This is a genomic window from Halomonas sp. 3D7M (assembly GCF_014897885.1).
Taxonomy (GTDB): Bacteria; Pseudomonadota; Gammaproteobacteria; order Pseudomonadales; family Halomonadaceae; genus Vreelandella.
In genome coordinates, this window is record NZ_JABUZF010000088.1 from 18,476 (window position 1) to 28,055 (window position 9,580).

At 53.5% G+C, this 9,580-nt stretch carries 9 protein-coding genes; 3 read left to right on the plus strand and 6 right to left on the minus strand.

Annotated elements, in window-relative coordinates; genetic code table 11:
- Positions 1–148: 148 nt before the first annotated feature.
- Both INT22_RS03340 and rpoE read right to left on the minus strand, forming a co-directional pair.
- Positions 149–889 (minus strand): sigma-E factor negative regulatory protein, encoded by a 741-nt coding sequence (locus tag INT22_RS03340; protein WP_193061346.1) that lies wholly within the window; start codon positions 887–889, stop codon positions 149–151.
- A gap of 296 nt (positions 890–1,185) precedes the next feature.
- Positions 1,186–1,785, minus strand: coding sequence for an RNA polymerase sigma factor RpoE (gene rpoE, locus INT22_RS03345; protein ID WP_038485199.1), 600 nt, complete (start codon positions 1,783–1,785; stop codon positions 1,186–1,188).
- A 378-nt stretch (positions 1,786–2,163) separates the two neighbouring features.
- Between rpoE and INT22_RS03350 the strand changes: the two genes are divergently transcribed.
- Positions 2,164–3,240: a 3-deoxy-7-phosphoheptulonate synthase gene (locus INT22_RS03350; RefSeq protein ID WP_193061345.1), complete on the plus strand. Its 1,077-nt coding sequence runs from the start codon at positions 2,164–2,166 to the stop codon at positions 3,238–3,240.
- A gap of 85 nt (positions 3,241–3,325) precedes the next feature.
- Here the strand turns inward: INT22_RS03350 and dinG are convergent, their stop codons facing one another.
- A complete protein-coding gene (gene dinG, locus INT22_RS03355) occupies positions 3,326–5,455 on the minus strand; it encodes an ATP-dependent DNA helicase DinG (protein WP_193061344.1) in 2,130 nt (709 codons plus the stop codon).
- A 5-nt stretch (positions 5,456–5,460) separates the two neighbouring features.
- The gene (gene rhlB, locus INT22_RS03360) at positions 5,461–6,735 is read right to left on the minus strand and encodes an ATP-dependent RNA helicase RhlB (protein WP_193067687.1); all 1,275 of its coding nucleotides are present in this window, start codon (positions 6,733–6,735) and stop codon (positions 5,461–5,463) included.
- A 145-nt stretch (positions 6,736–6,880) separates the two neighbouring features.
- Here rhlB and INT22_RS03365 point away from each other — a divergent pair, with 145 nt between their 5' ends.
- Entirely contained in the window at positions 6,881–7,129 is a 249-nt protein-coding gene (locus INT22_RS03365; RefSeq protein WP_038485210.1) for a hypothetical protein, read from the plus strand.
- A complete protein-coding gene (gene xthA, locus INT22_RS03370) occupies positions 7,129–7,962 on the plus strand; it encodes an exodeoxyribonuclease III (RefSeq protein WP_193061343.1) in 834 nt (277 codons plus the stop codon). The genes INT22_RS03365 and xthA overlap by 1 nt, the downstream gene beginning before the upstream one ends.
- A gap of 69 nt (positions 7,963–8,031) precedes the next feature.
- On the opposite strand, the gene INT22_RS03375 is transcribed toward xthA, so the two are convergent.
- Together INT22_RS03375 and INT22_RS03380 are read right to left on the minus strand one after the other, a co-directional pair.
- The gene (locus tag INT22_RS03375) at positions 8,032–9,171 is read right to left on the minus strand and encodes a hypothetical protein (RefSeq protein WP_319022019.1); all 1,140 of its coding nucleotides are present in this window, start codon (positions 9,169–9,171) and stop codon (positions 8,032–8,034) included.
- A 69-nt stretch (positions 9,172–9,240) separates the two neighbouring features.
- Positions 9,241–9,580 (minus strand): TonB family protein (locus tag INT22_RS03380; RefSeq protein WP_193067688.1); only part of this gene is annotated, 340 nt, incomplete at its 5' end.

Below are 9,580 nucleotides of genomic sequence, written 5' to 3' on the forward strand. Positions count from 1 at the left end.
TCAGCTTTCAAATGGAGAGGCAGTAAACTGGCGCTCAATACACACAGGCCAACTACCAACTTACCTCTCCCGTATAGATATTTACCTATCACGTTTCCAGCCACGCGGGCCCTCACTTGGTTAAAAAAGTTGGCCAACGCACCTAATATTAACGTTGTCCTAAAGGCTCCGTTACTGAAGAAGAGCGCATTAATGGCATCCAGCTATCACCACTTCCACCGGCAGCACCTTGCGCGTGCTGCTCAAGGTACGTCTTAAGCAGGCGAATCTGGTCAGCATCAATAGCCAGTGTCTGCTGGGCCATGTCCCCTTGGGGCGCATGAGGTGTTGAGAACCCAGCGTCGCTGACATTCATAAAGCCGCCTTGTCCAGATTGGCCATTCACACGAAACGGCGTTTGTTCAAACATCGGCATTTCTGATGGCGTCATGGAAGCGGGTTTAGAAGCCGCGAGATTAACAGGCTGAACCTGCACACCACTGCCGGACTGGGCAGCAATGCTATCGCCTGCATTCTGCGCGCTACCAGACGTTGTGTTGCCGTTGTTAAAGAACTGCACCCCGGTAATAACCATCAGTGAAACGGCAGCCGCTACCCCGGCACCACGGGCAAAGGAAAGTCCACCAGAACGAGTGGGAATAACCACGGTGTCGTCTTCAAGGGCTGGAGCAGGTTCATCGCGCAATCGATCCATAATGCCAGCAGAAAGATCGATGCTCACATCGACATTTCTTTCACGCTGCATCATGCTGCGCGCCAAATGGTAGCGCCGCCATGTCTCCGCCGCATCAGAATCGTCAGGCAATGACTTCAACACTCGGCGCAATTCAAGCTCGTCACTTTCGCTATCCATCAATGCTGAAAGCGACTCCCGTGTGTTATGACTCATACTTCACACCCTCACACTGTGTTGTTAGAAGCGCTGCGGTGACACTGCTACCCAGTGTTTACCACCACAGCCACTCCACAGGCCAAGACCTTGTTTCAAATCGCCAATTCCTAAACGCTTAATTATCAGCAGATTAAACTGTTTGACTACTGAACATTGAACGTTCACTTGGCGCTTACTCGACCCAACTAAGATCGTCAGGTTCTATGACGCTTCACTTTCCAGACAGTTCACAAAAAATCTAAAAACGTAATCAAATGTGAATTTAGCGCCCTAAACCTACCACCATCTGCCCCTTACTCATCACGACTGTTCCGGGCCGTTGTCACTAATGGGCGTATATGCTCATCAACCGCCTCACGGGCGCGAAAAATACGCGAACGCACAGTTCCTACGGGGCACTGCATCACTTGGGCAATATCCTCATACGCAAGACCATCCAGTTCACGCAGCGTGATCGCCGTGCGTAAATCATCTGGCAGATTTTCGATGGCTTCGTAAACGGCTGCCTCCAACTGATCCCGAGCAATCGATGCCTCTGGCGACTCAGCGTCAGCCAACCGTCCGCTCTGGTCAACCATTTCAGCATCGACAATATCTAGATCACTGCCGGGCGGTCTACGCCCCCGAGACACTAAATGGTTTTTGGCAGTGTTGATCGCGATACGGTACATCCATGTGTAAAACGCACTTTCCGAGCGAAATTTCCCCAGTGCTCGATACGCTTTGATAAAGGCTTCTTGCGCCACGTCTTGTACTTCGGAGTGATCGTGAACATAACGACCGATCAGCCCAATAATTTTGTGCTGGTATTTTTTGACCAATAGATCGAAAGCGCGTGTATCACCTTTTTGGGCACGTTCAACCAACTGCTGGTCTGTTTCACGAGTGCCCATTCACACCCCCCTCCCGCTCGTGCGACGCACGCCGAGCGCTATTTCTCTTCGCCCTTTCATGTGGGCCTTCACAGCAAGCAGCATAGTGTCCCTTGGGCATTGGTTAATCTTAATGATGACAGATAATAATGAATGATTCGCCTACCACATTCAGTGTAAAAAAGTATTCAGTGGTGCTTAGTGTTGCGCGTTCTTAGCGAGGCATCAAGCGCTTACACACACTCCCCCTCATTCCTCTCAACTTTCTTCACAGCCCCCACAAAATCTTGACCGTGACACTTTTCGACAAGATCAAGTTCCGTAACAATTGATTTTTACCTGCCTGACACGCCATAGTAGAGCCACTTTTAAGTCCATAGCGCATGCACAGGTAGCACGATGTCAGATCAGCAGGTTAATAACCTTAACGTCCTCGCACAGGATGTTCTCACCACCCCCGAAGCCCTTAAACAGACTATTCCGCTTACAGAAGCTGCGGAACGCTCTGTTATTGAGGGTCGCCATACCATCCAAAACATCCTCGATGGTAAAGATCACCGGCTTCTCGTCGTTGTAGGTCCATGCTCCATCCATGATGTCGATGCCGCACTGGACTATGCTCGCCGCCTGCGTAAATTGGCAGACCAAGTGAGCGACAGCCTGTTCATTGTCATGCGCGTCTATTTCGAAAAACCCCGTACCACAGTAGGTTGGAAAGGGCTGATAAACGACCCTCATCTTAACGACTCTTTCGAAATTGATGAAGGCCTCCATATCGCGCGCAAGCTACTTGTCGATCTGGCTGAGCTTGGCCTGCCGCTCGCAACGGAAGCGTTAGACCCGATCTCCCCCCAGTATATGCAAGACTGCATTAGCTGGTCTGCAATCGGCGCACGCACCACAGAATCGCAAACCCATCGTGAAATGGCATCAGGGCTCTCCTGCCCCGTCGGCTTCAAAAACGGCACCGACGGCAGCCTCGACGTCGCTATTAATGCCCTGCAGTCTGTTGCCAGCCCGCATAACTTCCTGGGTATCAACAACGCAGGCCAAGTTGCCATTATCCGTACACGGGGTAACGCTTACGGCCACGTCGTGTTGCGCGGCGGTAATGGCAAGCCAAATTACGATAGCGTCAGCGTTGCTCTGGCAGAAAAAGAGCTTAAGAAAGCTGATCTTTCAGCCAACATTATGATCGACTGCTCTCACGCTAACTCTAATAAAGATGCTGGCCTACAGCCGCTGGTGCTCGAAAACGTCACCAACCAAATCCTAGAAGGCAACAGGTCCATTATTGGCCTGATGGTCGAGTCAAATATTGGCTGGGGCAACCAGAAAGTTCCTGCCGACCTTAGCCAGCTAACCTATGGCGTTTCCATCACCGACGCCTGCATTGATTGGGACACAACGGTTGAGACCTTTACCCGCATGAACGACAAGCTTGCGCCAGTGCTCGCCCAGCGCATCGCACAGTAAAAAACGGCTAGCAACCATAAGCGCCCCGCAAGGTAATTCGCCTTAGCGGGGCGTTTTTATTGCTGCCTTTTAATACTACCTTTTATTACGGCATGATCTCTCGTTTGAACGGCGGCAGTGCATCTAGCAACGCCTGGCCATATCGACGCGTAATCACCCGGCGGTCCAACAGCGTGATAACACCGCGGTCGCTCTCCTTACGGATCAATCGCCCACAGGCCTGCACTAGCTTGATTGACGCATCTGGAACGCTAATCCGCATAAACGGGTTACCGCCCTGGCTTTCAATCCATTCGGCAAGCGTAGCCCCCACAGGATCATCTGGCACTGCAAATGGCAGTCGGGTAATCACCACATGGGTGAGGTAGTCGCCAGGCAAGTCGATACCTTCAGCAAAACTAGCCAAGCCAAAAATGATGCTCCCATTGCCATCGTCGACAGCCGCGCGATGACGCTCAAGCAATTCATGCTTGGGTAACGCATCCTGCGCTAACACGCGCCCCTTAGCCGCCGCAGGCAAGGCTTTTTCCACTGCTCGCAATTGCGCCCGGGAAGAAAACAGCACCAGTGCCGCTTCGTCGTCTCCCAGTTGGGTCACGAAATTAACAATGGCGCTTTCATGGGCATCACGATCACTGGGATCGGTCGCCTCCTTCGGCACGCGCAGAATGGCCTTGGCGTAATCAAAGGGGCTCGGCAACGCCTGATAGCGGTAGCGGTTTGCTAGCCCAGCACGCTCTTGAATTCGCTCAAAACGCCCCAGCGCGGTTAGTGTTGCTGATGTTACTACCGCGCCATGGCAGCGCCCCCACAAATGTTTCGCGAGGGTATGCGCTGCGGATACGGGGCTTGCCGAAAACTCAATTTCCGGCTCTCCCGCCACACGACTAAGCGTGATCCAACGAGCACTGGGCGGCGCATTGGCAGCATCCTGCTCACTGAACGCTTGCCATAGTGAATGGGCATCAAGCGAACGCCCATGCAGCAGTGCAATCAGCGGCAACCACGTGTCGGCTTGATCCCTATCCAACCCTGTTTGCTTCTCAGGGTCGAGGCTTTCGCGCAGAATATCGCTAATGCTCTCCAGACTGCGTGACAGCGTGGCGAACATAACCAGTAGTTGCTGAGCTTGTTCGCGAAGCGCTTCTGGTACCTGACCTTTTTCAAAACGAAGTTGATGATTAGCTTCTTCATCCGACAAGCCGTTTTCCCGCCCAGCCAGCTGGTGCCCCATGCTAAATACATCGCCTAAAGCGGGCTCTAAGCTATGCAGCAGCTCAGGTAGCCCAGCGAGCAAACGCGCAATCGTCGGCTGAACTGCTAACCCTTGATGCAGATCGGTTAGGCTGCTTTTCAGTGTTTTTAACCACCGCAGGCAGCCATGCACCGCAAAGCGATGGGCAAAGTGGGAAAGCGCCTTATCCGGCAGGTGGTGGCCTTCATCAAAGACAAAAATGCAGTCAGCGGGATCGGGTAGAATCGCCCCACCACCCAGCGCTAGGTCAGCAAGAACCAAGTCATGGTTGGCCACGATTATATCGGCATCTTCCAGATCACGCCGGGAACGGAAAAAGGCACAGGCACCGAAATGACCACAACGACGCCCGGTGCACTGACGATGATCCACCGTAAGCTGTCGCCAATGACCGTCGTCGATCGACGCCGACCACGTATCGCGATCACCTGCCCATTCACCTTTTCCGTAAGCTTCGGCCAGATCCGTGGCTAATAGGGAAAAGTCACTACTGTGGGATTGAAGTAACTGCTCAAACAGCGACAGTGTTGGGTTTGGCTCAGAGCCTTCTAACGCCTGATCAAGGCGCGCAACACATACGTACCTGCCGCGCCCTTTTGCCAAGGCGTAACGAAAGGCAATACCGCTATGACTGGCAAGCGAAGGCAAGTCCTGATTAAGCACCTGCTCTTGCAGTGCCACCGTCGCGGTGGAAACAATCAATCGCTTTCCCTGCGCCTTAGCAATCGGCAATGCGGCAATCAGATAGGCAAGCGTTTTACCGGTTCCGGTACCCGCTTCCAGCACACATACATGATTATCGTTTGTGCGCTTGCCTTCACTATCCTGCTCAATGCCACCTAGCGTACGAGCGATTTCTGCGATCATCAGACGCTGGCCGTAGCGTGGTGTCAGCTCAAGCTTCTCCACCACGCGACGATAGGCGTCTTGAATATCGCTTTTCAGCGCATTATCGAGCATGCGCGTTACAGCATGCCTTCCGGCGGATGTTCGCAGGGCAACTTACCGTTAATGTAGCGCTCAATTTCTGGTAGCGAGAACGCATCTTCTTCGCCAACAAAACTAATCGAGACGCCTTTGGCACCCGCACGACCGGTACGTCCAATGCGATGAACATAATCTTCCGGATCTTCAGGCAACGTGTAGTTAATCACGTGGCTGACATCTTCAATATGAATACCACGCCCTGCGACATCAGTTGCCACCAGCACTTGGATTTCTCCTTCACGGAAGCTTTCCAAGGTTTTGATGCGCTGATTTTGCGGCACATCGCCAGATAGCATAGCGACACTGACGCCTGCTTTTTTCAGCAAATCATCTAGCTTGCGCACGAGATCACGACGGTTACCAAACACCATCACGCGCTCGAAGCTCTCTTGCGTCAGCAGATTCACCAACAGTCGCTGCTTATCGTCATCAGAGACTAGATAAACGCGCTGATCGATATCTGCCTGGTTCTCAACGGTGACTTCAATCTCTACATGAGCAGGATCGAGCGTCCATTGACTCGCTAGGTTCAAGATATCGTCGGTAAAGGTTGCCGAGAACAGAAACGTCTGGCGCTCCTCTTTTTTAGGCGTATAGCGAATGATGCGCTTCACATCGGGAATAAAGCCCATGGAAAGCATGCGATCCGCTTCATCCAATACAAACACTTCAACTTCGGAAAGGTCGATATCGCGCTTCTGGTGGAAATCCAGTAAGCGACCGGGTGTTGCCACCAGAATATCGATCTTCTTACCCAAGCTGTCGCGCTGCTTTTGATAGTCCATGCCGCCGACAACACTGGCCACATTGAGCTGCGTGAAGCGAGCAAGCGCTTTAGCATCTTTTTCAATTTGCAGTGCCAGCTCCCGGGTAGGCGCAATAATCAACGCACGGGGTGCGCCTTGTTTTTGGCCATCAGGGGTCGGCTCTTCCAGAAAATAAGCCATTACCGAGATCAAAAAGGCGGCGGTTTTTCCGGTGCCTGTCTGCGCCTTGCCGACAATATCGCCACCCAGCAACGTGTGACGCAGTGCCTCTGACTGAATAGGCGTGCAGTATTCAAACCCTTGGGCATGAATGGCACGCATTAAAGGCAGCGGCAAATCAAAGTCATGGAAGCGCCACTTGCCGGCAACGGCGGGCACCTGAAACTGACGAAGATCCCAGTTCGATTGACGACGACGCGGCTTCCGACGGCGGCGTTTAGGCTTGCGGTTCTGGGCCGATGCTGTGGTCTGTTCCGACTCGCTCATAGGCTGTGTATCTGTCCATTGCTGTGGATGTTAGGCATCACGAAGTGCGCATTGTACCAGGGGTTGGCGATAAGAGCGCGTCCTGCTGTCGAAGGAGTGCGCTTGCCTGTTAGAATGAGGCATAAATTAACCCAAGGAGCGCGACATGACGCGTAAGAAAAAAACTCGTTCGCTAGCGGATAAGGTAACTATCCGCACTGGTCGCCGCAAAGATTACAAAAAATGGCGCCATGACAACCCTGACCAAGTGGCTCCTTCACGCCGCTTTGTGGCTAAGAAGCAGCAACAACGCAAGCTTCAAGCCGTGCGTAAATTGGCACGCCAGCAAGACGGACAGAATATTGCCATCCATCCTGATAAAGAAGGAGACAACCCTTCAGGAGATCGTTCGTAATGCGTTTGGTCTCGTTTAATATCAATGGCATTCGGGCACGGCTTCATCAGCTTCAAGCGCTGATTGATACGCAGCAGCCAGACGTCATTGGCCTACAGGAAACCAAAGTACAAGACAGCGAGTTTCCCCTGGCTGACGTTGAAGCCATGGGCTATCACGTTTTTTATTACGGTCAAAAAGGCCACTACGGGGTTGCCTTAATGTGTCGGCAAAAACCCCAAGCGGTATTTTATGGCTTCCCTGATGATGAGGAAGACGCCCAACGCCGGATGATTGGCGTACGGTTACTAGCCGATAATGGTGAACCGGTCACTGTTTGGAATGGCTACTTCCCCCAGGGTGAAAACGTTGAACACCCAACTAAATTCCCACATAAAGCGCGCTTCTATCGGCAGTTGGCAAGCCTGCTACAAAACCAGCACCATCCTGAAGAGCAACTGGCGATCATGGGGGATTTCAACATATCGCCGGAAGATCAGGATATTGGCATTGGTGAACCGAGCCGCAAACGCTGGTTGCGCGAGGGCAAAGCCAGCTTTCAGCCTATCGAGCGAGAATGGCTTGAAGGTATAAAAGCGTGGGGCCTTAGCGACAGCTATCGGCTGTGCCACCCAGATAACAGTGAGTGGTTCAGCTGGTTTGACTATCGCTCAAAAGGTTTTGACCGCGAGCCAAAACGCGGCCTGCGCATTGACTACATTCTGGTGACTAAACCGCTTGCCGAATGCGTCACCGGTGCAGGCATTGATTATGAACTGCGCGGCATGGAGCGACCTTCCGATCACGCTCCTACCTGGAGTGATTTTGCGCTGACGCTTTCCCAGACAGACTAAGCACAAACAAGCTAAGCACACGTACGCCCCTTACGTTATTCGAGGGGCGTCTACTGTGGGCTTTTCACTTCACTCCTCAAAATTCGCCAACCACTGCTCTGCCTGATCATCACCAAGATTCGCCGCCTTGATAAGCGCTTCCTCAGCCTGACCATCTTGCCCCCAGCGGTAAGCCAGCTGCCCGTACTGCCGCCAGTCTTCCGCTTGCTGAGTGTTTTCAGCAAGTGCTTTCCAAGCGCTTAACGCCTTATCAACATGCCTAGCCTGCTGCCACGCCCTCGCCAGCAGCCGTAACGTTTCTTCATCACGCGCCAACACACCTTCTTGAATAGCCGCTTCTAAGTGCTCACCAGCCCTAGCTGGCGTACCACCCGCTAAATGCAGACGAATCAACGTTAAGCGATCTTCAGTCGTGGTGAACTTCCCCAGCTGCCATGCCATCTCCCACACACCAGCCGCCACACCAGCCTGGCCTGCTTGCTGAGCAAGCCCTGCCGCCTGACGCCAAGCATCAGGCTCGCTCTGCGCATTCAAATCACCCACTAGCCAACCGAGAGCTTGCTCGTTTTGTCCCGCATTGCGTAACACCACCGTGGTTAGTGCCTGCTGCGCGTCAGTCAATCCACCTTTTTGCAATAGCGGGAACAGCCATTCAGCGGCGTCATCCCAGCGCTCCACTTCCGCCAATAAGCGAATCAGTCGCCATGCTGATTCATCGTAGTGAGGACTGCCCTGGGATTGGGTTAGCCACTGCTCATATAGCGTGATGGCTTCAGTACGCTGGTTACCTGCGCGACGCAGCGACGCCTCATCACGCAGCCAGCGCAAAATTTGGCTGCTAGGCACGCTAGGGCGCTGCCGTGCGCTGGCTAACTCATCAGCTGCCGCAACGTGATCACCTTGACGCACCAACGCACTCGCAGCGAGCTGATGATAGAGCGCACTTGCCCACTGGTCCGCACGATTGCCGCCAGCGAGGCGCGCCGCCTGAGATCGCGCATGTCGCGTAATACGGTTGAGCACATCGCTATCAGCCTCGCCGCTGGGCTGCTCAGCTAATTGGCTTTGTAACCCATTAAGATCGCGAACAATGTCACCCGGCAGCGGTTCGTTCGCGTGCGCCATGACGCTTAGCGCGCTTAATACGACGATTCCCACCCAACGCTGCATACTCTTTCCTCGACTGGCATTTTCAATGGACTGACTCAACGAACCATTCCAACAAACCATTTCAACGAACTATTCCAACGAGCTGTTCCAACGGACTAGCTCAACGGGCTATCTCAACTGGAACTCAATGCGCTGCGTGGCGCGACGAAGCTGCTGACCGGGTTCGAACTGCCAGCGCGCGATCGCTTCGCGGGCTGCATCTTCAAACACTCGCCTCGGCTGCGCCCGCGTCACGCGAATCGTGCCGTTATCGACGCTACCATCTCGGCGAATAACAAACTCCACCTCAACAAAGCCTTCCATGCCCCGCCGCTGAGCACGCGGCGGATAAGAAGGATTCACGCGACTGGTCGGGGCAACTTGCCCGACACTGACAGGCTCATTCGATGGCGCTGGCTCTGCCACTGGCGCGGCCTCTCGCTGCGCTGTCGAAGGCGCAGGAGAAGGC

Coding starts and splice junctions, on each gene's coding strand:
- INT22_RS03340 (WP_193061346.1), bottom strand. CDS start 889: ATGAGTCATAACACACGGGAGTCGCTTTCAGCATTGATGGATAGCGAA.
- rpoE (WP_038485199.1), bottom strand. CDS start 1,785: ATGGGCACTCGTGAAACAGACCAGCAGTTGGTTGAACGTGCCCAAAAA.
- INT22_RS03350 (WP_193061345.1), top strand. CDS start 2,164: ATGTCAGATCAGCAGGTTAATAACCTTAACGTCCTCGCACAGGATGTT.
- dinG (WP_193061344.1), bottom strand. CDS start 5,455: ATGCTCGATAATGCGCTGAAAAGCGATATTCAAGACGCCTATCGTCGC.
- rhlB (WP_193067687.1), bottom strand. CDS start 6,735: ATGAGCGAGTCGGAACAGACCACAGCATCGGCCCAGAACCGCAAGCCT.
- INT22_RS03365 (WP_038485210.1), top strand. CDS start 6,881: ATGACGCGTAAGAAAAAAACTCGTTCGCTAGCGGATAAGGTAACTATC.
- xthA (WP_193061343.1), top strand. CDS start 7,129: ATGCGTTTGGTCTCGTTTAATATCAATGGCATTCGGGCACGGCTTCAT.